General features: G+C 46.4%; 16 protein-coding genes and 2 tRNA genes. 6 read left to right on the forward strand and 12 right to left on the reverse strand.

Features of this window, described 5'->3' with window-relative positions:
* Window positions 1-76: 76 nt before the first annotated feature.
* The 5 genes from MJ595_RS04355 to MJ595_RS04375 form a co-directional block, all read right to left on the reverse strand.
* Window positions 77-1,225, reverse strand: coding sequence for an IS4 family transposase (locus MJ595_RS04355; RefSeq protein WP_263079026.1), 1,149 nt, complete (start codon window positions 1,223-1,225; stop codon window positions 77-79).
* A gap of 38 nt (window positions 1,226-1,263) precedes the next feature.
* Window positions 1,264-2,067, reverse strand: a complete 804-nt coding sequence (locus tag MJ595_RS04360) for a methyltransferase domain-containing protein (RefSeq protein ID WP_263081290.1) — start codon at window positions 2,065-2,067, stop codon at window positions 1,264-1,266.
* 129 nt (window positions 2,068-2,196) lie between these two features.
* Window positions 2,197-2,283: transfer RNA gene (locus MJ595_RS04365), tRNA-Leu, on the reverse strand.
* Window positions 2,284-2,352: 69 nt separating this feature from the next.
* A tRNA-Leu gene (locus MJ595_RS04370) sits at window positions 2,353-2,439 on the reverse strand.
* A gap of 199 nt (window positions 2,440-2,638) precedes the next feature.
* Window positions 2,639-3,502 carry a sterol desaturase family protein gene (locus MJ595_RS04375; RefSeq protein ID WP_263081291.1) on the reverse strand — a complete coding sequence of 288 codons (864 nt, stop codon included), beginning with the start codon at window positions 3,500-3,502 and terminating at the stop codon, window positions 2,639-2,641.
* A gap of 137 nt (window positions 3,503-3,639) precedes the next feature.
* Between MJ595_RS04375 and MJ595_RS04380 the strand changes: the two genes are divergently transcribed.
* Window positions 3,640-4,026, forward strand: a complete 387-nt coding sequence (locus MJ595_RS04380; RefSeq protein WP_263081292.1) for a hypothetical protein — start codon at window positions 3,640-3,642, stop codon at window positions 4,024-4,026.
* A gap of 33 nt (window positions 4,027-4,059) precedes the next feature.
* On the opposite strand, the gene cysQ is transcribed toward MJ595_RS04380, so the two are convergent.
* Window positions 4,060-4,887: a 3'(2'),5'-bisphosphate nucleotidase CysQ gene (cysQ, locus tag MJ595_RS04385; RefSeq protein ID WP_263081293.1), complete on the reverse strand. Its 828-nt coding sequence runs from the start codon at window positions 4,885-4,887 to the stop codon at window positions 4,060-4,062.
* A 3-nt stretch (window positions 4,888-4,890) separates the two neighbouring features.
* Window positions 4,891-5,454, reverse strand: a complete 564-nt coding sequence (nudE, locus tag MJ595_RS04390; protein WP_263081294.1) for an ADP compounds hydrolase NudE — start codon at window positions 5,452-5,454, stop codon at window positions 4,891-4,893.
* Window positions 5,455-5,704: 250 nt separating this feature from the next.
* Between nudE and MJ595_RS04395 the strand changes: the two genes are divergently transcribed.
* The 3 genes from MJ595_RS04395 to MJ595_RS04405 all read left to right on the forward strand — a co-directional run bounded on the left by MJ595_RS04395 (window position 5,705) and on the right by MJ595_RS04405 (window position 8,232).
* Window positions 5,705-7,099, forward strand: a complete 1,395-nt coding sequence (locus MJ595_RS04395) for a hypothetical protein (protein WP_263081295.1) — start codon at window positions 5,705-5,707, stop codon at window positions 7,097-7,099.
* A gap of 88 nt (window positions 7,100-7,187) precedes the next feature.
* A complete protein-coding gene (yrfG, locus tag MJ595_RS04400) occupies window positions 7,188-7,850 on the forward strand; it encodes a GMP/IMP nucleotidase (protein WP_263081296.1) in 663 nt (220 codons plus the stop codon).
* Window positions 7,843-8,232: a S4 domain-containing protein gene (locus tag MJ595_RS04405; protein ID WP_263081297.1), complete on the forward strand. Its 390-nt coding sequence runs from the start codon at window positions 7,843-7,845 to the stop codon at window positions 8,230-8,232. The genes yrfG and MJ595_RS04405 overlap by 8 nt, the downstream gene beginning before the upstream one ends.
* Window positions 8,233-8,445: 213 nt before the next feature.
* Here MJ595_RS04405 and MJ595_RS04410 read toward each other — a convergent pair whose 3' ends face one another.
* The 3 genes from MJ595_RS04410 to MJ595_RS04420 form a co-directional block, all read right to left on the reverse strand.
* On the reverse strand, window positions 8,446-12,186 hold the full coding sequence (locus MJ595_RS04410) for an autotransporter domain-containing protein (RefSeq protein ID WP_263081298.1): 3,741 nt from the start codon (window positions 12,184-12,186) through the stop codon (window positions 8,446-8,448).
* Window positions 12,187-12,236: 50 nt separating this feature from the next.
* The gene (locus MJ595_RS04415; protein ID WP_263081299.1) at window positions 12,237-15,380 is read right to left on the reverse strand and encodes an autotransporter domain-containing protein; all 3,144 of its coding nucleotides are present in this window, start codon (window positions 15,378-15,380) and stop codon (window positions 12,237-12,239) included.
* 159 nt (window positions 15,381-15,539) lie between these two features.
* Window positions 15,540-16,631, reverse strand: coding sequence for an autotransporter outer membrane beta-barrel domain-containing protein (locus MJ595_RS04420; protein ID WP_263081300.1), 1,092 nt, complete (start codon window positions 16,629-16,631; stop codon window positions 15,540-15,542).
* A 274-nt stretch (window positions 16,632-16,905) separates the two neighbouring features.
* Here MJ595_RS04420 and MJ595_RS04425 point away from each other — a divergent pair, with 274 nt between their 5' ends.
* A complete protein-coding gene (locus tag MJ595_RS04425) occupies window positions 16,906-18,936 on the forward strand; it encodes a transglycosylase SLT domain-containing protein (protein ID WP_263081301.1) in 2,031 nt (676 codons plus the stop codon).
* Window positions 18,937-19,079: 143 nt separating this feature from the next.
* Window positions 19,080-20,315, forward strand: coding sequence for a flavodoxin-dependent (E)-4-hydroxy-3-methylbut-2-enyl-diphosphate synthase (ispG, locus tag MJ595_RS04430; RefSeq protein WP_263081302.1), 1,236 nt, complete (start codon window positions 19,080-19,082; stop codon window positions 20,313-20,315).
* 93 nt (window positions 20,316-20,408) lie between these two features.
* Here the strand turns inward: ispG and MJ595_RS04435 are convergent, their stop codons facing one another.
* Window positions 20,409-21,287, reverse strand: coding sequence for an IS982 family transposase (locus MJ595_RS04435; protein WP_263078216.1), 879 nt, complete (start codon window positions 21,285-21,287; stop codon window positions 20,409-20,411).
* A 54-nt stretch (window positions 21,288-21,341) separates the two neighbouring features.
* Window positions 21,342-22,223, reverse strand: a complete 882-nt coding sequence (locus MJ595_RS04440) for an MFS transporter (RefSeq protein ID WP_263081303.1) — start codon at window positions 22,221-22,223, stop codon at window positions 21,342-21,344.
* Window positions 22,224-22,431: the final 208 nt, after the last annotated feature.

A 22,431-nucleotide genomic window follows, 5' to 3' on the forward strand; every position in this document is an offset into this window, starting at 1 on the left:
TCCCCCCACCAAAGTTCTTTATGATGCTGTTGACCGGATTCTTTAATAAATTCCTCTCTGTAGGGGACAATTATCCCTAACTCTTACTGTCGCAATGAGTGGCTGGCCTTACAGGCTGGCCAAACATCTCAATATGAAACATTAATTCTGTACTGGATGAAGTACGGTCAAACAGAAGGCTTGCCAGCCACTCCAGTCCATATCGAAAAATACTATTGGCAAGGCGTCCATGTTTTAGCCTTTTGATGGGCTTAATTTCAGCACGCCATTCTCCTGTGCAGTAAGCCCAACAATAGGCAAGGGTTACAATTCCCAGCAGGCGCTCAATACGCTCTCTGTCTGACAGGTGTGTACTCTCCAGATCGAAACCTCTACCCTTTAAAGCTTGGAATAGTGTCTCAATTTCCCATCGCCTCATGTAGTCACCCAGCGCCTCCTGACCTGCTTCATTGCTGATAATGATGACGCGTTCCTGCTCTGAGCGATAACAGGAAAGAAATACACGAACACCCCAGAGTTCCCGTGCATGATTCAGATGCATGCTTTCTCCCACTTTCAGACTGAAAAATCGATACGCTTTCAATTTTTCCGTTCGATGGCGGTTCATTGTGCGGGTGTCGTTTGGAATGCGGATACGGAAAGGAATTTTCTGCGCTATCAGCCACTTTAACCATTTTTCACCCCGAAACTCACGGTCTGCGGTTAAATACTGTATACGCTCTGTACCCAGTAAGTTGATAAAACGCTTCAGCAGCGTGATTCGTTCCTCCATGCTGGACATGCCCTTTTTGGGAAGGAGCGTCCAGACAATAGGAATGGCAGTGCCTTTATAAGCAATTGCCACCATCATGATATTGATTTTGAACTTTCCAAACTGCCAGTTGGAGCGATCCAGGCACACAATCCAGTTGCCTTCAGGCACCATCCAGTCAACAACCATTCGTGCCACACAATCCAGCTCGAAGCCTTTCCACATCAGGAAACGTTTGAGGCGCTTACGTCTGGAGTCTATTTCAGTGTGGTGCCCCATCGTTTGAGCTATACGGGACAAACTGACCGTGCCAACCTGTATAAGGCCAAAGATGGCGAGAGCCATAAGGTTAATACGGGATTGATGCCAGTTAAAAGAAGCTTTAAGCTGTTTTTCCAGAGAATGAGTATGCTGCACAAAAAGTAAACTGCTTGAGGTAAAGGACTTGCAGAATACTGATTGAAAGCAGCTCATTCTCCCTCATAGATCAACGTTTACCTCAGAATTGTCCCCTACAGAGTAAATTCCTCTACCAGCCTTTTCATAAAGCGGTCACGCAAATCCATTGATTTTCTAGCCAGATGTTTGGAATAAGGAAGCCACTGCTGAATCCAGAGGCGTAGTTCATTCCTGTCCTGATAACGCTTTACGTTGTAATGATAACCAATGTTCTCTACAAAAAAACCCGCCTGCTCAAGAAACCTCCTGTACTCATCCACTTCATAGAAAGTCTGGGTCTGCCTGAAATCCTTTAACTCTTTAGCGTAAGGGTGTTGGATAACAAGCTTATTCAGCGCATCCTGAAAAGGCAGGCGCTCCTTGGTGGGAGACATGATTAACGCCAGCTTGCCGTATTGTTTCAGGTTCCGCCCGATATTTTCCAAAGCCAGAAGCATTTCACTCCTTGGTATCCAGTGCATTAGATAGCCAGCAAACAAAAGGTCTGCCGGCTGCCCCGAATGAAATGAGAACGCACTGTCCTGAAGCAAAGTCACTTGATGATCATTGGCAAATAATTGCCGTGCCTTTCTGATCATGGTCGATTCCGGGTCAACACCTGTGATATGAGCCTCAGGATAATGCTCTCTCAACACTTGCATGCTATTTCCCGGGCCACACCCCAAATCAATAATTGTTTTTATACTGCCTGTGGGAAGCGACTGAATCAGCGATCTGGCATCAATAGTCTGGGATTTGGAGTTACTGTGGTACTGATCCCCCTGCCATTCATTTGGTTCAGAGGTGTCACTCGCATAAGAGCCGGTACAAACCATCAGAGAAAACGGAACAATAAGACTTATTCTTAACGGTTTCATAATCGTTCTATCTCTATACCAGTTACAACGACAGCCACTGGGCTGAGGTAAACTTGAAAGGATAGTCCATAAGAAACAAAAGGAAGGAAAACAAAAAAACCGGATCAATGATCCGGTTTTTTTGTGAATTGGTGCCCAGGAGAAGACTCGAACTTCCACGCCATTTCTGACACTAGCACCTGAAGCTAGCGCGTCTACCAATTCCGCCACCTGGGCAAACAACTTGTATCAAGAAACAGTAAGTTTCTTTGCTGTTATCGCTTATGAAGCCATAACATTGAATTTTGGTGCCCAGGAGAAGACTCGAACTTCCACGCCCTTTCGGACACTAGCACCTGAAGCTAGCGCGTCTACCAATTCCGCCACCTGGGCCTTGATGTTGCTGAACAACTCAAGATGCCGCGCATAATAGATACAGCGAACAAATGTGTCAACACCTTAAGCGCTTCGGCTTGTACTGATCTGTGGCAGAAAGCGGGTCTGAATCGTTGCCTCTTTTGCAAAGCAGGATAAATGACACACACCTGACACTGTCATCAAGGGCAGTTGGATAATTTGCCTCCGGGATTTTTTACTGTTTCCCGGGTGTGTCAGGTTGCCAATCAGGATAACCAAACAAGTGGCGAAATCTTTGCCCTAAGGTTTTACCCGGTGCAAAGGCATCCCTGAACATATCTCGCCACTCATGAAAGGTTAGGGTAACAGGGTTGTAAGTGTTAACCTGACGGGGAATGCCATACCGGCAGGCTTCTGTTTCCTTTTCTTCTACAAAGGTGCCAAACAACCTGTCCCAGATAATCAGAATGCCACCAAAGTTTTTATCAATATAATCCGCGTTATGGGCATGGTGCACCCGGTGATGTCTTGGTGTATTAAATGCCCATTCAAACCAGCCCAGTTTGGGAACCAGCTGACTGTGGATAAAGAATTGATAAAACAGGTTTAACAATACCACCATCACCACAGTTTCCGGTGGAAAACCCAGCATCACCAAAGGTACCCAGAATAGCCACATCCCGGAAATCGGGTAAGTCAGGCTCTGGCGAAAGGCCGTGGAGAAATTCAAACGCTGGGAAGAATGATGGGCCACATGGGAAGCCCACATCCAGCGGATATTATGACTGGCCCGATGGAACCAGTAATAAAGAAAATCCTGTAGCAAGAACAGTAAAGCCAGGCTCCAGGCGGTAGCAGGAATATCAAATAAACGAAAATCAAACAGGCTGTAATAAATAGCCAGAACAAATACTCCAGTCAGCTTTTCACTGGCCTGGTAAAAAATGCCCAAAGAGGCATTGGAAAAAAAATCCCGCCAGCTATAGTGGGCACTGGTGTATTTTCCCGGGTGTTTTCGAAGCCAGTAAAGCTCGGCAGCAATAGTTATAAAGTAAACGGGTGTCAGTAGTAACAGTAACAAGCCAACGTCAAAGTCCACTTTAATCCCCTATCATTTTTATAGTGTTATGCTGTCAGCAGCATACAAAAGAGTGGCGAGTATTGGCAATCGTTTATAATTCATGGCCGCTGCGATGGTGCCGAAAACAATAAAGGTCATTAAAAAACCGGGAAAAAATGAAACCAACGCTGCTGGCCTTTACAACCTGCTCTCTTTTTTTAGTTGCTAACTGCTGGAGCAAAAATACTCAGGATGAAGCTAAAACAATGCTCCAGTCACATAAAGATGCTGACTATGAACAACGTAAAATCCATGAAGTCATGTCAAACAGTGACCATAAGGATAAAGTGCATATCAATGGCAAATTAACGGGCAAGGCAAAATGCGGAACCTTTGTATTTGAAGATGAGCACGGCAAAGAAATCCATATCCGCGTTGAAGCCGATGAAATCCCCAACAAAGGCTTGTTATTTAATTATCCAACGGTCATCCACGGCGAAGTGATTAAAGTTCCGGATAAGCCCCCGCATGTGGATGTGGAAAAAATACATTATGTTTTTTGATGATATATTAAGTCATCCCTGAGTCTCCATTAGCTATGACAAATGGGCTTTATTCCAGAATTGCTGCCACTCCACTGCCTTGTCACCAAGAATCATAAAATGGCTGTTCTTCAGGCTTTCCTTAAAGTTATATTTAAATCGCTCACCATCGGGGTTGAGCATCAGGCCGCCAGCCCCTTCAACAACGGCCTGAACCGCTGCCGTATCCCACTCGGAAGTAGGCCCCAGTCGTGGATAGATATCCGCATTACCCTCTGCAATGCGACACCCCTTTAAAGAACTGCCGACACGCTCAAATTGAATGGAGGGATAGCGTTGTTTCAGCTTCTCGATAAACTGATCGGACTGACTATTCCCATAGCTCCGGCTACCCAGGGCAATGATGTCACCAGTGGCAGCCAGACTCCTTGTGGAGATTTGCTCAGCCGCTTCATCCCCTCTCTGTCGATAGGCTCCACAGCTGGCTCCGCCCCAATAACTGACCTGTGTCACAGGTGTATGGACAATACCAAATACAGGGTAATGCCTGTCCATTAACGCTATATTAACGGTGAACTGACCATTACGGTTAATAAACTCCTTTGTGCCATCCAGTGGGTCCACCAGCCAATAGTGCTGCCAGTTTTTGCGCTCCTGGTAAGGCGTATGGGCAGACTCCTCTGACAGAATGGGGAAATCAAATTCCAGTGAATTCAACCCTCTTTCAATCACTGCATTAGCCTTGAGGTCAGCCTGGGTGACGGGCGTTTTGTCATCTTTGGTCTGAATACCCACGTCATCCTGCCCATAAACCTGCAAGATGGCTTGCCCGGCCTGATACGCAATTTCTTTAAGTTGAGCTATAAGTTTTTCGTTTATCATCTGTCAGTCCTGAAAGAGTAGACCTTGCTGAAGCTGATCCCTCACCAGATAAAGCGCCGCCAAAGCACGCCCCTCAGAGAAATCAGGCCGTTCATTAAGTTCCAGTAATTGATCAAATGAGTGCTCTTCAACAATAAGCGGCTCTGGCTCATCACCTTCCAGCTTTTCTTCATAAAGCCCGCGGGCTACAACCACATGAATTGAACTGCACATATAGTTGGGAGACAGGGTAAATTGAGTCAGTTCATGCCACTGTGTAGCCCCGTGACCAATTTCTTCTTTCAGTTCACGGTTAGCACCTTCTATCAGGGTTTCCCCGGCTTCCACCAAACCTTTTGGCAGAGTCAGCTGATAATCCTCGGTGCCAGCTGCATACTCACGAATCATCAGAAAACGATTGTTATCTACTAACGGAACAACCATGACTGCTTTATGCCCGCCCCCAAAACGCCCCAGCCGCTCATAGGTTCTTTCTGCACCATTGGAGAATTTAAGTGTTAGTTCTTCTACCCGGAACAGCCGGGTTTTAACCAGCTCCCGGCAACCAAGAATTTCAGGTTTTTTCATAATTCCCTGCCTTTGTCTGAAAAAACAGTAGAGTCATTGTATAGAGAGACAACCATCCAGGCTAATAAGATACTGCCATCCGCTGGTTTAAAAACGCCTGACAGTTCTTTGTTATCTATACCAACACCCTTGTTATAACTCACCGGCAAATTATTCTGTCTAATCTCCTATGCAAGCTGTTAATTCCATTGGGACATACTATCACCGTAAATAATTTGGAATTAACACTAATAGTGGCAAGGAGAGCAAAATGAACATCAATAACTTTAATCAAATACAAAGGCTCCTACAATCAGGCGCTTACAAGATAAACGAGAGCACAAAAGCCATTCAAACCAATGATGGATATTCTGTTATTTGCAATGGCAGCAAGATTGAAATTTATAACACGTTTAACAAACTGCCTCCCGCTGCTAAAAAGTTAGCCACAAAGACTCTTAGTCAATTCAATATAACCAAGTCTAAAATACAGCTTGACTCTATGGACAAACCACCTCTGATGCACAAAAAAAATGATCCTGTATTAAAGACGAATGCCACTCAAAGTCATGGAAAGGCCGTTAATGAAACAGCTAAAAGAAAAATACCTGTCAAAGCCAATAACCCTTATTTAGTTAATATCAACCCATCGTTATATAGTAAATTTAAGGACATGGTAGACAGGATCAGGCCGATGGATACAGAGGGGGCTGATAAATTAATCGAAAGATTTAATGGCATCAGCACCCAAAGAGAGCTGGTCAATCTTATCGATGATGCCCGCGATGAGTTATCCCGTATAGCCGGTAAACGATTAACCGATCAAAACCCCAATATTGCAGACCTGAGTGACCCCAACAGACCCACAAAGCTGGCTGAGCAATTATCATCCCTTTATGACGATGAGTGGACAGACGCTTATGAGGAGCTGGAGAAGGCTGGCTATTCCGAGAAGGCTGGCATAGACCTATTAATGCGCAGCCTTTATAGCCTGGAAAAGCTGGCTGCACTGCATATGGACTCGGATAGCAGAAGTCAGTCAGAAGCAGCAAATGTTAACCATGTGCTAAATATGCACAGACAGCATCCTGATAATAAACATTCTGGCAAACATCTGGAGGCTTACTTGAGGCAGGCCTGCACTATCATGGTTCGGGCAAAAAAACTCAGACCGGCTGTGGTACTGATGCCTGAAGCCCATAAGGGAGCAGCTGTAGATAAGAACTATTACAGAATATATACGTCCTCAGGCTCCACTGTTGACTATCAGGTATGGCCAGCCCTGTTGCTCCACAAAAACGGGCCACTGCTTTCCAAAGGCATTGTACAGGGATACTCAAGGCCTGTTTCAATCAAAAAACCGGTAAAAGCCACACCTGCACAAAAGCATGTACTGACCCTGGATAGGCAACTACAAAACATAGTGATCAAAGTCTTACAAGATGACCGGATTACATTGGAACATGTGCGGTTCTGGTTAAAAAATCAAGAAGCGGGTATTCTGCGGTTTCTGCAAAAAAATATCGAAAGGTATACCGCCGGTTTCTCTGGATACAAAGCCAATATGCTGAAATGGCTGGTTAACCGGTCAGTGGTAAACGACGTACAACCCCATGCCGGTAATGATCCCCACGAAATGGCGCGTTTTCAGAAAGTCAGGCATTAACCACTGCTATGATACAATGGTGTGCTACCTACTCCCCCTGCCGTTAAAGTACGGCAGGGGTTCTACTACTCAGTGACGCTCATAAGCAATGATTAACTGGAATTCCATAGATACCGTTCTGCTTGATATGGACGGGACGCTGCTTGACCTCCATTTTGACAACTACTTCTGGCAGGAATATGTCCCGCTAAAATACGCAGAGAAACACGGCATATCCCTTGAGCAGTCAAAAGCAGAACTAGACCCCAGGTTTGCCCAGACCCACGGTAAATTACAATGGTACTGCCTGGATTACTGGCGTAAGGAACTTGACCTGGATATTGTGGCCATGAAACAGGAAATCGCCCACCTGATCTCTTTCCGCCCCTATGCAGATACATTCCTCCAGTCCATTAAAGATGCCGGAAAAGAGGTGATAATGATCACCAATGCCCACCGGGACAGCCTGTCATTAAAGCTGGAGCGCCTATCCATGGCCCACTATTTTGACCGGCTTATCAGCTCTCATGATTATGGTTACCCCAAGGAAAACCAGTTATTCTGGTGCAGGCTGGAGGAAGAGATCGGCCTGAATAAATCCAGGGCATTGTTTATTGATGATGGTGTCAATATCCTTGATGCGGCTAAAACTTTTGGTATCGCCAACCTGCTGGCCATACGCTATCCGGACAGCCAAAAATCCGCATGGGATACCGGAAGCTATAATGCGGTTGAAGACTATCGAGACTTGTTGATCAAACCCCATGAATAAAACATCCGAAAAAATCAGGCTGGACAAATGGCTATGGGCTGCCCGGTTTTACAAAACCCGCAGCATTGCCAAGGAAGCCATCGATGGCGGTAAAGTACACCTCAATGGCAGTCGCTGTAAGCCCGGTAAAGAGCCTAAGGTGGGAGATACCATTCGCTTACGGGCAGGCTGGGACGAAAGAACCGTGGTTGTTCAGACACTGTCTGATAAGCGCCAGAAAGCAGAGCTGGCACAGCAGTTATACCTTGAAACGGAAGAAAGTATTGCTCTGCGGGAAAAATCGGCTCTGGAACGGAAAGCCCTGCGTGGGGCAACACCAAGGCCCGATCATCGGCCAGATAAAAAAGAGCGAAGAAAGTTGAGGGAATTGAAGCCTCACTAATTCTTACGGGAATGGGGAATGGGGAATGGGGAATGGGGAATGGGGAATGGGGAATGGGAACAGTGTACTAACTGCTCCTACAAAAGTGCAAATAACCACTCAGTCAAAACTGATATAGCAACTCAGAAAAAATAATGACCTTCTATTCACCATTCCCTATTCCCTATTCCCTATTCCCCATTCCCTATTCCCCATTCACCATTCCCCATTTAATCAAAACTCATACCGGGCTTTAGCTGAGAAACTATGAGCCTGGTAGTGATCACTCCAGTTAAGGTTATAGGCGGCGTTCAGTGTCCAGCTTGCCATAATATCCATGGTCAGGCCAAGGGCACTCTGTAGGCGGAAGCGGTCTCTTTCTGTCTCAGCCACAACAAAGGGATCACCGCCGGCCAGGTAGGTGGACTCGAACTGGCTGCCGGTGCTTTTAAGGTCGTAATAGCCCATTACACTCAACTCGGGGCGGACAGCATTATTGAACAGTCCCCTGGAAGGATTAATCACCAGTCCCCCGCCTAGCTCCATCACTTCGTAGTCGCTTGCCTTAATCTTTTGTTCCCAGCCACTATTGCCTGTTTCGGTATAGGTTTGCTTATCAAATCCGACACCACCGTAGTTTAACTCGACCTGTGGCATCATATCCCACTGTCCCAGGTTGAAGGTGTGTCCAGCCACCAGCCTTAACCCCCAAAGGGTACTATCGTAGTCTGCTTCCACCTGCCTTGAGCCAATATATTTTTGTGTGTCATTTTTGCTCAGGCCCAGGGTCAACAGTGAGTCAAAACGCCAACCTTCCCGGCTCCAGTTGCTGTACAGGCTGCCAATATAGCTGTTGATTTTAGCGTCCCGGCCCTGGTCATTATTAAGAGTGGTTTTGGTCCAGGCACCTGACACACCCACACGCCATGACTCAGTGAAGTTCCAACCGGCTCCTAGAATATAGCCGTTGGTTTTTCCTTTATAACCCGCCGTGTCAGCCATTGTCGCCTGATCACTTTTGCTGTAGATCACCTGTCCCCACAACTCGCCGCCATTAAAGCCATCACCAAAGCTGAAACCATTAACCGCACCCTCCCCTTTCTTTAGGGTGATGTTCTGGGTGGTAGTCATTACACCCAGTCCGGCCCGGGTGGTGATATCCAACGGTTGGGCAACCTGGGAGGCCAGCTGTTTATAATCATTGGTGGAACTTAAGGAGGAAAACAGGGCTTCCGCCTTTTCACTGTCGGCCACCTGTCCTGTGGTAATAATGGAAGCACCACCGCCCACCAAAGAGCTTTCGGTTTCAGTAAGGCTGTCTTCAAGCAGCTTATGGGCAAAGGCTGAAGCATCCAATGCCGAAACAGTCACCTCAAGCTTAGTGCCATTAACCGCCACTGAGTCCACCTGTAAAAGTCTTCCTGCCGCTGACACATGGCCTTCCGTATGGCCTTTAATGCCGGTTGAAATATCATTCTCAATGTTATTTTGAATAGTGCCATCTGCTGTGCGATTGGCAACAATGACAGTTGTTGAACCGTTAGCCGCTAACTCCGTATAGGCTCCAAGGGTTGCGGCAGTAATATACAATTTACTGTCATCCGCGTTTAAATTTTTCACACTAATGATCGGGTCGGCTGGATCAAATCCTTCTTCTATCTGAAGCGTTGTTTCCTTCGGTATTGTAAAGTCACCGGTTAAAGTGACACTGGCATTAGTACTAATGGTCAGATCTTCAACATCTGTAATGGTCTGGCCGTTAAACGTACCTCCCAATATCGCCACTTTGTCATCGTTATGGACAGAACCCCGGATAGCCCCCGTCGTAGAAGCGGAGCTGCCTTCCTGAATAAAGTGGAGCGGGTTATTGGCCAGTAAAAAATCAATGGCATCCGCTGATGCATTCGCGGTTAATGAACCGTTATTGACACGAATCCTTCCTGACAGGCTTCCCACCACCTCTATGGCAGAATCATTGGTACTTTCAATTTTGCCCCCGTTCTCAATAAGAATGACATCCGCTCCAGTACCGGAATTCACTTCGCCAGCGGCAGCAATATAAATAGTACTGTTACTGGCTGCTGAAGAAATGACTGTGCCACCATCCACATGGATTTTACCGTAAACATCCCCTTCCACATTAACACCGTAGCGAGTGCCTGAAACCGTTCCGCCATTGGTAACCACAAGGGCTTTTGGATCGTTTGCCCCAATCAGGCTTGAAACCCCTAAATGACCGGTGCTGGCAATATGAATGGCATCCTGTGTGGTGCCAGTGGTCTTAATAGTGCCATTATCCACAAGGATATGACCCAGTAACCTGCCTTTGGTCTGGATTGCCGGACCGGAAGTACTTTCCATCATACCGGAGTTATCAACAATCACCGCAGAGTCAGTATCAGCCCTTCCTGCATTGGCACCACCCAGTTCAGCATCTTCTTCAATATAGAGCGCCGCATTATCGCTGCCTGTTGCCTTAAGCAAGCTATCGGTTCCATCCACTTCAATAAAATCCAGGCTGCTATACCTGTCCAGATAAACCGCATGGTTGCCTGCTGCTGTGACCGAGCCTCCTTCTACCACGCTATAAGAACCTGTCAGGGTTGCCTTGTCACTATTGGTTCCCATGGCCCGGTAAGCCGCTTCGCCATTAGTAGAACTTGTGGTTTGCGTACCTGAAACAAAAATGCCGCCGGTTACACTGCCTTCATTAACAATGGAGCCGGTATGGGTGCCGTGGTTCCAGATAGCCCCTTTATCTTTACCACCACCTCCTGCACCTGAAAGGGTTCCACGATCTTCAATATGAACCTTTCCTGCCAACGTCCCTTCGATATTAATGGCTGAGAATAATTCCGACTCTATTGTTCCCTCTGCCAGAATCACCGTATCGGTTTCTTCGTGAGTGACTGAACCGGAAATATTGGTTGGCAGGCTGTATTCCACTATTTTGTAGAGATCCGGCTTAATCTCATCACCTTCATCAAACTCACCATTGCTATTATTGTCAATATAATCACCGTCATGGTTATCTTCATTATCGTCATTATCAAAATCTACAGTGAGAAAATTATTGGGATTTTGTCCTGAAGCCAGGTCATCAGCATCACCCGCCCTTGGATAACCAGTAGAGTCAATTGGTAAATGTGGCGAATAATCTGGAATAACATTTTCCTGAGACTCTGGTTTGATTTCGTTTCCAGCCAGGGTTCTTAAAGTATCAATGCCATGGGTAAAACTAAAACTCCCTCCTAATTGACCACCAGCCCCCACATAAATAGCACTTCGGCCTGCTCCCTTTGCAGTCAACCGGCTGCTTTCACCCACCGTCACAAAATCCACATAGGCATCATTGGTTATTTTAATGGCATGGTCATTGGCCGCTTCAGCAATGCCGCCATTAATCACTGAAATTCCGTCTTCAAGGGTTGCTTTTTCCAGCCCCAACACATCAGAACCACCCGCAGCCTCATAAATGGAATTAGAAGACATTGCCGTGCTGGTAATATAAATACCACCTTTAATATTACCTGAATTAAGAATCTCTCCTGTCAGGCTTCCTGCTTCACCCACATGAATAGCCGCTCTATTCGGATCCTTTAATGAACCGGGTCCCTTCCATGACCAGACTGATTTATCATCAATGGTAATGCCATCTAAAGCCCCGTCGGTCACTTTTATGGCGGGATCGGAGGTAAATGAAAATATATTGGTTTTCAAAATCAATTTATTACCATTTTCAGCGGCCACCGAATCAATTTTTGGTTTATATAAAATAATCAGTGGCCTGCCATCGGCACCCAGCACCGGATCGCCATCACTTTCAACCAGTTCATCAGCCAGCTGAACCTGATCGGGATTGGTAAAAATCCACGGATGTGTAACCACCCAGTCAGCACTATAGGCCGGTGTTGCTGAGAGTGCAGCAACAACGATGGCAATGGTGCTCTTTTTTAGCTCTGTTAATTTTTGCACGTTCCCTGTGCCCTTTTTATTAAAAAATAGAAATCATCCAATCGAATCAATTAAAAGGAATACCTGGCTTTCGCTGAAAAATTATGGGACTGAAAATGCTTACTTAAATTAAGATAATAAGACGTATTCAGCGTCCAGCTTTCTAACACATCAATATTTACCCCGACCCCGGTCTGTAATCGAAAACGATCCCGGCTTGGTCCCTGAACCGTAAAACTTTCACCGGCGGCTAAATAGGTGGCTTCAATTTCACTGCCCACATCCTCAAAGTCGTAAAATCCCATCACACTGAGCGCCGGACGAATACCATAGCCAAGTCCCTCACCCAAATTAACCCGGAAACCACCACCTAATTCCAGGGTTCTGTAATCCCTGATTTTAATTTCTTGCTCACCACCACTACTGCCCTTTTCCCTGAAGGTGTCAAAACTGATACTGCCAATATGGAGTTCCGCCTGTGGTGCAAAGTCCCACGCGCCATTGGTAAACTCATGACCAATAACCAGTTTCAAACCCCGGAACTGACTTTCATAGTGGGCATTGACCTGTTGATTCAATACCACCTTTCCGGTATCACTTTTGCCCCGGCCAATACTGATCATGGTGTCAGCAAACCAGCCAGCCTTATTCCAGTGACCATAAAAGGACGCCATAAAATTATTAATAGTGGCAGAGGAGTCATGTTCTCCCTTTACACTGCTTCGGGTCCAGCTACCGGCGCCCCCCATCCGGAAGTTATCCGTTAAGTCGGTATCCAGTCCGAATACGAACCCGGACATGGTGCTGTCAAAACCAAAGTCATGCTCAACCTTCTCATGCTTGCTGGTGTTGTAAATATACTGAACCCAGGCAGCCCCCCCCAGAAAAGCAAAGCCCGGCCCATAGCTGCCGTTATAATCATCCTCTTCATAGCTTTCATAGCCATAAAAACCATCATCATCACCAAAACCCAATCCGCTGGTGCCTGCAATACGCAACCGGTTACCCAGCACTTTATGCACATGCACCATGCTATTGGTGGTCATGGTGGTTGTATCATGCTGCCTCACAAGATCCGAGGCTAATTCCCTGATATCTGTATCGGGATGGGTTACCAGATCAAGCAAACCGTTCTGTTTATCCTGATCTTTTGCGCTGGGGCTAACCGATGCTTTAATCGCTTCCCGTATCAGGGTTTTCTCTGCCTCACTTAACCCCAACCCTTCTATCCTGCTTTCAATGGGATTGGGTGTCACCGTTACGGCAATTTTTCCATCGGTACTGTAATCCGGAGCTACTTCAAAGAGTAAGGAGTCCCTGGGCTTGAATGCGCCATCCGCCGAAGCAGTGACACGCTCCTCAAGATTGTTATCCAGCGATCCGTCACTGTAATCAATAACAGTAATGGAACCATTAGCCAGTAATTCATTGTAGGCAGCCGCTGAGGTGGGTTTTAAATGGAGGTCACTGCCCCCGATACTGGCATAAAGTATTTCATCCACATCAATAACCGCCTGACTTTTGTTATAACCGGATTCAACTTCAACGGTGGTTGTTTCCGGCAGAGTAAAGCCTTCCTGAATATTAAGACGGGTATTGGTATTCACTGTCAGGGCGGACAAACCTGCTAAGGTCCCGGTATTCACCGTGGAGTTTCTGGCGGTAAAATCATTAACACCAACAATCGTGGAGCTGTTTAACTGTGTATTGGCCAAAGTGATGGTTTCTAAATCGGATAGGGTTTGGCTATCCACATTGCCGCCAAGAATATTAAGCACATCCGTTGCTTGACCACTTCCTTTAATGGAGCCTTTAGTATATCCCGCGCCATCCTGATAAAACTTGAGTGCATTATCTGCATTGGTGAAATTCACAGCATAGGCCACCGCGTTTTTGGCTTTCAGGGTGCCTCCCCGAATCCCTATCCAGCCAGTGAAAGCGCCATCAACCACAATGGCATCGCCATTTTCACTTTCGATAATTCCACCCGTATTCACGGTCACGGCATCCGCATCAGAATCACTCCCCAGGGCAGCACCGGCATCCACATGAATAGCGGCTTTACCACTGGCAGAGGACTCCAGCATGCCATCAACCCTGATAAAGTCTGCGCTAGAGTGACTGCCTAAGTGCAGGGTGTGATTGTAGGTTGAAATGGCTGATCCACCACTGAGAACCGTATAACCGCCCTTTAATTCAGCCTTATCCGATGAACCTCCTACACTGAAATACGCAGAACGGTCTCCCGATTCCAGGGCATCCGGATTACCTCCCAATGAGGATGTCACAGTTGTTGCGGCCACATGGGAGCCATTGGCGCCAACAACAATACCCCCGGTGATGTCGCCGGAGTAATTATGGATACCACCATGATAAGTTCCATCAATATAAACGGCCGCCTCTCCGGTGGTTGTTGCCCCTTCAAGGTGTCCATCCCCATGAACAAAAATAGCGCCGGTTGCAGAACCTCCGGTATCAATTTTTATTCCGCTGCCGGTATCTGAACTGACCCGACCCTGTACATTAATAATGGGGGTTGAATCTTTACCGTTATAAAAAAGAATATCCCCACCATCCACAGACTGGTTTAACCCTCCACCCAGCTGACCATTCTGGCCAATATAGATTGCACTTTTATTAGACCCTTCTGTGGCTATCGAGCCATTTTTTTCAATATTGATAAGATCAGCAAAACCGTGCCCTCCAATAGTAATTGCATGATCGTTTTCGGATTTAACATTGCCATTTTCTCTCACAGAAACAGAATGCTTTAATACAGCCTTATCGTCATCATCATTTCCCTGAAGTAAAAGGGCACTGCCTGAATCAACCTGAACTGATCCTGATATATTAATTCCGCTTTTAATATAGCCATGGGTTTCAATGGTTTCTGTCACCCGTCCCACAGAGGTAATATTAATGGCAGCATGATCTGCTTGTAATTCTCCTGAACCCTCATCCCAGAAACCTTCTTCAGTTTCTATTGTTTTACCTGAATTAACCCGAATGCCACCTAAAAAACCATCCACCTTAACAACAGACTGACCGGATTCTGTCGCTTTAATAGAACTATCAATAATGACCTTATCATTTAAATGACCGCTATTAACAATCACGGGGGCAGAAATAACCCAGTCAGCTGCCCATAATGGCAACGGAGAAGAGAATATAATTGCCGCCAATAAACGGTTTAATTGTTTTCCTGATTTATTCACCGTCTTATATTCCTTTGCGCTTCTGATTTAAAGAATTAAAAAATCCTGAAGCATCCTTCTTTTAATCGGCGACTTTGATTAATAACATTAGATGAATAGGAAATAACCATTAAGCTATTAATGATTATTTAATAGATATGGATTTTATTAAAATAAAATCTAGAAGAGATAATTAACCTGGGCAGAAACCCCGTGGGCATTATAATTTGAACTCCAGTGAAAACGATACCCTGCTTTTAAGGTCCAGCGCCTATAGGTATTCACAGTGATACCCAATTCACCTTTCAGGCGGAATTTATCCCGTTTTGGGCTGGTGATGACAAATGAATCTCCACCGGTAGAAAATCGGGACTTAACATCACTGCCATTGCTATTAACATCATAAAGACCAACAAGGGAAAATTCAGGTTTATAAGTGCCACGTCGAACCAGCGTGTTTCCCCAATAGGAACGATTGACTTTTATGCCAAGACCAAACTCCATGGCTTCAAAACTGGAGGGTTCTTTTTTAGTCATATCCCCTGCTTCAGTTTTTTCAACATAATCCTTAAAATCAATAGAGCTGTAATTAAATAAAGCCATAGGGTCAATATTCCACCCCTGATACCTCGTATGCTTTCCTGCCGTAATATTCACCGACCAAATACCGGCTTTATATTTGCCGGTATATTTTGTACTCCCCATCATCCTATCTATTTCACTATCCGCCTTACCCAGTGTCATCATGGTATTTAAAAAGAGCAGGCGGTTATCCCAACGCGTATAAAAACTCCCAAGCATTCCTTTTATCTTGGTCTTCTGACTGTCATCCCCATTCACTGTAGCTCTATCAAAGGTAAATGCTGCGCCGACCCTTGTTTTTTTATCCATCTCGGCATCAGCACCTATCACCAGGCCTGCACTTTTAACACTGAAACCTTTTACACCTGAGACTTCATGGCGATTCCCGGAATCATAGAGCAGGTTAAACCAACCCTGCCATCGCTTGAATTCCTGAAGCTGAAACTCATCCTCTTCAAAAGGGTCCCCTGTGCTGACACCAGAGGTTTTCAGGGGAACCACTTTTTCCTCTATTTTTGTCGGTTGGTTGTCCCTGCTCTCTGTGGCCTGATCCGGTGCCTTGTTTGCAGCCGTACTAATGACCACAGGCTGCGAAATAACCCATTGGGAGCCATTTACAATAGGGGAGATAAGTGTAAGAAGCACAGTGTTAGCGATGCTGCCGGGTTTCCAGTTCCGCAAAATGGTCATGCCTCGCAATGAGTGATTTCTGCTTTTTTAATCGGTTGAATCTGTGAGAACATTAGTTCAGGAGAAGGAACGGATAACAGGGCAAATAATCAATCCTCTCGTTCCCAGGCTATAACAACTGGAGGTATCCGTATGCATTCCCGGCGAGGACGCCGGGAACGAGGCTGCATGTCAAAGATAATGCAGATGAAGAACCCGGTCAGTCAGCCGATTGATTAACTTATGCCCTGAAGAAATGCATAGATAATAAGAACTACAGGAAATCATGTAGACCATGATACACAAGCACCTTCGGGTAATGGCCTTCGCTACCGCCGCCACTGTTTGTCCTTCAATATTTGCTGCCACCGCAGAAAGTACCACTTCGCTGGACTCCCAGCGCAGCCTGTTTACGGCCATAGAGAAACAACTGAAAAAGAAAAAAACCCGACTCTTTTTTGATAACCTGGAGCAACTGAAGGATTACCCGTTGCTGCCCTATCTTGAGTGGATGGAGCTTAATAACCGCTTGAGCGCTTTATCCCAGCAAGATATTGATCACTATGTCTCAACCTATTCCCACTCACCCCACACTTATAAGATTCAGCGACAATGGCTTGACCAGTTAGCCAAATCCCATCGCTGGGAAGACTACCTGATGGCCTATGAACGCAGTGATATCAATAATGCCCGGTATCAATGTTTTAATGGAGTTGCTTTATATAAACAGGGTAATAAACAAAAAGCCTGGGATCAGGCGGCAAAGCTATGGCTCATCGGAAAATCCCAGAACAAAGCCTGTGACCCTCTTTTCTCCCTCTGGAAAAAAGCGGGTGAGCTCACCCAAGAGCTGGCATTTGAACGATTCTGGCTTGCTGCGGCAAAAGGCAATCTGCAACTGGCCCGTTACATCGACAAAGCCATCCAAAGACCCGGGCTAAAGAAAAATACCCAGCTTTTCTGGAGCATTCATAACAACCCCAGACTGCTGGCTACAACCAAAGCGCTGGATAAAATGCAGGAGAAGCACCGGTTTATCTTTCTGCATGGTCTCAAGCGGCTGGCAAGAAGAAATATCTCGCAGGCAAGCACACTATGGTTAGCAACCCGGGATTCTTATCCTTTCAGCCTTAACCAGGTTGCCCGGCTGGACCAGTGGCTTTCCATCCGATTAGCCAAGAGCTTTCATAACCAGGCCGACCACTACATCGAAAAACTCGACCCTTTGTTCAGTTATCCTGAAGTTACAGAGTGGCGAATCCGCCTGGCTCTGGCTGACCAAAACTGGGGCAAGGTCACCTCGTTAATTGCCAGGCTTCCTGATAATTATTTGGATAAAAGTCGCTGGCGTTATTGGCAGGGTGTAGCGGCGCTCAATATCGCAAACAATAAAAGCACAGAGGGAAGGCAAAAGGTCATTATAAATACCTCTGACTTTTCAGATTTAAGCCAGGAGCGGGGGTTTTATGGTTTTCTGGTTGCGGATATTAACAACGCGCCGTTTCAACTTAATCAAAGCAAAGTGTCAATGGAGTCCGAGCCTTTACAGCAACTCATATCAGAGTTTGACGCCTTACAACGAATCAGGGAGTGGCTTTACCACGGCCGTTACTACCAGGCCCAGTCTGAACTTAATCAGTTAAAACCCGCCCTGAACCCCGAGCAGAGAAAAGGGGTTGCTTACCTTGCCCATCAATGGGACTGGCACCACCAGGCCATCATGACCGCTGCCCGTGAAGCCTTGTGGAACGAACTGGATCTACGCTTTCCCACACCTCAGGCCGATCTCTTCCGTCAATTTTCCCGGCAGCGGGAACTGGACTCATCCTGGTTGGTAGCCATTGCCCGCCAGGAAAGCGCCTTTAACCCAACGGCCCGTTCCCATGCCGGGGCCAGGGGACTGATGCAGCTCATGCCAGGCACTGCAAGGCAGACTGCCCGCCACAATAAAATCACCTATAAAAAAGCCAGTGACCTCTATCAACCCAGAATCAATATTGCCCTTGGTGCCGCGCACCTGGCAGAGCTTATCGATAGATTTGAAAATAATCGGGTTTTTGCCACGGCAGCTTACAATGCGGGTTCCAGAAGAGTCAGTGGCTGGCTAAAACAGAGAGGGCATCTGCCGCTGGATATCTGGATTGAAACCATCCCCTATGATGAAACCCGACAGTATGTGCAAAATGTACTGGCTTTCCGTGTTATTTATAAAACCCTGAAGGACGTACCTGTACGCATGCTATCCACAAAAGAAGCCGCAATGCTAACCCTGAGCAGCCTTAACAGAGACTCCTTGTCACTGTCATCTGAACCATTGATCCAGTAGTGCCAGGAATGCCACAGACATTCAGGCGGTGGTTCCGCTTATGTTCTGATAAACTGAGCTATTACCGTATGATTTTAACACCCTGCCTGAACTTCCCCCGTTGCAGGGTGTCATATTGAAACCTGCTGAAGGAGTCGCATTCAATGGGCAGTCGTCATCAAACCCACGCTGTAAAAGTCGGGCATGTCACCATCGGTGGAAAAGCACCTGTGGTTGTCCAGTCAATGACGGATACCGATACTGCCGATGTGAACAGAACTGTCCAGCAGATCAGGTTATTGGCTGATGCCGGTTCAGAAATTGTCAGGGTAACTGTCAACTCTGAAGAAGCCGCTGCGGCCATCCCTTCAATCTATGAAAAACTGGCCAAGCAAAACTGTAATGTCCCTATTGTTGGGGATTTTCACTATAACGGCCATACCCTGCTGACAAAGTACACAGGGTGTGCTGAACTGCTGCATAAATACCGCATTAACCCTGGTAACGTAGGCTTCGGTAATAAAAAAGATGAGCGCTTCAACATGATGATTGATACCGCCATCAAATATGACAAGCCTATACGCATCGGTGTTAACTGGGGCAGCCTGGATAAGGCACTCTCCACCCGCCTGATGGATGAAAATGCCCAGTCAGACAATCCGAAAAGTGCTCAGGAAATTCTCCATGAGGCCCTGGTTATCTCAGCACTCACCAGCGCTGATGCTGCCGTTCAGCGAGGCCTGGGAGAGGATAAAATTATTATCTCCTGCAAAGTTTCCAGGGTTCAGGATCTGGTCAGTGTTTATCAGATGCTGGCTGAACGTTCTCACTATGCTCTCCACCTCGGTCTCACAGAAGCAGGCATGGGCAGCAAAGGCATTGTCTCTTCCAGTATTGCCATGGGTGTACTTTTACAGCAGGGAATCGGAAATACAATCCGAACTTCACTGACTCCTGAGCCCAATGCCTCCCGCGATAAAGAAGTGATTGTTTCACAACAGATTCTTCAGGCGCTTGAAGTCCGCAGTTTTTCCCCCGAAGTCACTGCCTGCCCCGGATGTGGCCGGACAACCAGCAATTTCTTCAGGGTTCTGACCGATGAAGTGGATAACTTCCTTCGCCGCAAGATGGTGTCCTGGCGGTCAGAATACGTTGGTGTGGAAAATATGAAGGTCGCTGTTATGGGCTGTGTGGTTAACGGCCCCGGTGAAAGCAAGCACGCCAATATTGGTATCAGCCTGCCCGGAACCGGCGAAGCGCCTTCAGCGCCTGTCTTTGTTGATGGTGAGAAAGTCACTACGCTTAAAGGTGAAAACATCTCTGAACAGTACAAGCAGATGATTGAGGACTATGTTCATAAAACATATTCGCCCCGGGATCAGTTGATTGCCAGTCGTTAACCTAAATTATGGTGCGAGTACTAATTGGGCAGCGGGGAGCATTTGTGAGCTTTTCCGCTGCCTGTGTATCAAGACCTGAGTTCGACATAACGGTTAAGCAACCAACTCAACCAGCCCCGTATGCTGAATGCTCAGAGAAGGCTTCTTTTTTTGAAACGTATAGGCTATAAGCCCTGCCAGCAAGTTCACCATAAAATTGAACTTTGAGCGGTGGCGGGTGTGCTCTATCTGAGAGATATTTTTCAACTGATCGTTGACCGTCTCAATGATTGCACGCCCTCTCAGCAGTACTTTATCAAAAGCAGGCAGGTTCTGAGGTTTCATGTTTTTCCTGCGCGTCGTAATCAGGTCAACATCGTATTTTTCTTTTAAAAGCTGGGCTTTGGCCTTGGATATATAGCCTTTGTCGCCGAACAGCTTACCAAACAAGTGGCAGCACATATCTTCAAGAACAGCACGATCATCGGTATTACCTGATGTACACTTAACCGCCAGCAACTCACCGGTATCATTGATAATCAGGTGAAGCTTAAAGCCGTAATACCAGTGTGTAGAAGACTTACCCCAGCCTGCTTCATCTTTAAACACTTTATGGCGCAGAGCCCGACTTTTTTCACAGACAGCGATGCCGGTTGAATCTATATAAGAAATGCCAGACACCTTGCCATATCGTGTCTGCAAGAAAGCTGAGAGTACCATAAGCGCTTGTGGCATCAGCTCAACAAACCGATTGTAGCTGACTAGCCCGTGAAAGTGCTTATGCCAGTATTTACAGACATGATTAATATAGAAGTGCTTCAGACAACGATAGCCTTTAGCATGAAATAGGATGACGATCGTTGCCACTTCGCTGATTGATAGAGACTGTTTACGAATGCGCTTGCGGCCACAATGCTCGATCAGATACTGGTTTAGCTTTGGTTCAAATTGCTTGCAAAAATCGTCTACCCTGCAAAATACCTTGGTCAGCACAGCACTACTCCACCCCTAATCAGCGTGGTAGCTATGCTATATAAAATCAGTTCCTTATGTCGAACTCAGGTCGGCATAGAAACCTGCACTGGAAAAAAATAATAAACACATGCTGGCTCGGAAGGAGTTCACCTGAAACGGAGAAAGCCGCACCAGTGCCTGTTCACCACGTTGGTGTGAATATTTGCTAAATATCCACAACAATAAGACGCCTAAAAAAACGCAGGCACCTATTATTAATCCAAAATGTCCACTGGGCTTATTTAGGTCAGATAGCGAAGATAAGCTGAACATTAATAAAAGTAATGCGGGAGCAAGCATCATAAACCCGCGAAGATCGAAGTGTATGGGAGAACGACTATCGTCGTCAGGTAGTTTAATTCGAGCTAGCGCAATGGCTATCATTCCTATTGGCACATTAATGTAGAAAATCCAACGCCAATCACCGATATGTAATAAGTAGCCAGCGAGTACAGGGCCTGCTATTGGTGCCAGTACTGTTGGTACAGCCATGGTGGCCATAGCTGTTTTAAGCATTGGCTTGCCAACTGCCAGTACCAGAACAGTTTGCATGCCTGCCATAATAATTCCGGCACCAACGCCTTGAAGTGCTCTACTGAAAAGGAGTATCTCTACATTGGGTGATATTGCTGCAAATAAAGAACTCACTGTAAACAGACATAAACCCGTAAACCAAAGTCGTTTGGCACCTATCTGGCGGGTTGCCCACGCACAGGTGGTTACCGTCATCGTTGCGGTGACGGTATACAGAACCGAGACCCACTGTAGCCTGGCAATGGTGACGTTAAAGCTCTGGGCAAGATCAGGAATAGCAATACCCAGGATGGTCACATCTACCAGAGGCAGGCATGCACCGAAAATCAGACTGATTATCACCCAGCGTTGTTGGTGGCTAAATGAGCTTGGGCTATCCATGTGCTTTCACCTCAGCCAGCCGCTTGGAGCATGGTTGCTCTTTTTGTTGATCATATGAAACTGAAGAAGGAACAAAATTACACGTGTGGGCATGTTTTTTTGGGGAGGAGGAGATCATAGAGGGTTGGTGCATTCCTGACTTTTTAATACATCGCTGGCTGGTAAACAGCTGTTACATCGAGCAAATTATTAGAGATGTTTTGCTCTA

Source organism: Endozoicomonas sp. Mp262, assembly GCF_025643335.1.
In the GTDB taxonomy this organism is placed as follows: Bacteria; Pseudomonadota; Gammaproteobacteria; order Pseudomonadales; family Endozoicomonadaceae; genus Endonucleibacter.

Excerpts from the sequence above, each read along its gene's own strand:
- MJ595_RS04355 (WP_263079026.1), bottom strand. The coding sequence starts at position 1,225 with ATGAGCTGCTTTCAATCAGTATTCTGCAAGTCCTTTACCTCAAGCAGT.
- MJ595_RS04360 (WP_263081290.1), bottom strand. The coding sequence starts at position 2,067 with ATGAAACCGTTAAGAATAAGTCTTATTGTTCCGTTTTCTCTGATGGTT.
- MJ595_RS04380 (WP_263081292.1), top strand. The coding sequence starts at position 3,640 with ATGAAACCAACGCTGCTGGCCTTTACAACCTGCTCTCTTTTTTTAGTT.
- cysQ (WP_263081293.1), bottom strand. The coding sequence starts at position 4,887 with ATGATAAACGAAAAACTTATAGCTCAACTTAAAGAAATTGCGTATCAG.
- nudE (WP_263081294.1), bottom strand. The coding sequence starts at position 5,454 with ATGAAAAAACCTGAAATTCTTGGTTGCCGGGAGCTGGTTAAAACCCGG.
- MJ595_RS04395 (WP_263081295.1), top strand. The coding sequence starts at position 5,705 with ATGAACATCAATAACTTTAATCAAATACAAAGGCTCCTACAATCAGGC.
- yrfG (WP_263081296.1), top strand. The coding sequence starts at position 7,188 with ATGATTAACTGGAATTCCATAGATACCGTTCTGCTTGATATGGACGGG.
- MJ595_RS04405 (WP_263081297.1), top strand. The coding sequence starts at position 7,843 with ATGAATAAAACATCCGAAAAAATCAGGCTGGACAAATGGCTATGGGCT.
- MJ595_RS04420 (WP_263081300.1), bottom strand. The coding sequence starts at position 16,631 with ATGACCATTTTGCGGAACTGGAAACCCGGCAGCATCGCTAACACTGTG.
- MJ595_RS04425 (WP_263081301.1), top strand. The coding sequence starts at position 16,906 with ATGATACACAAGCACCTTCGGGTAATGGCCTTCGCTACCGCCGCCACT.
- ispG (WP_263081302.1), top strand. The coding sequence starts at position 19,080 with ATGGGCAGTCGTCATCAAACCCACGCTGTAAAAGTCGGGCATGTCACC.
- MJ595_RS04440 (WP_263081303.1), bottom strand. The coding sequence starts at position 22,223 with ATGGATAGCCCAAGCTCATTTAGCCACCAACAACGCTGGGTGATAATC.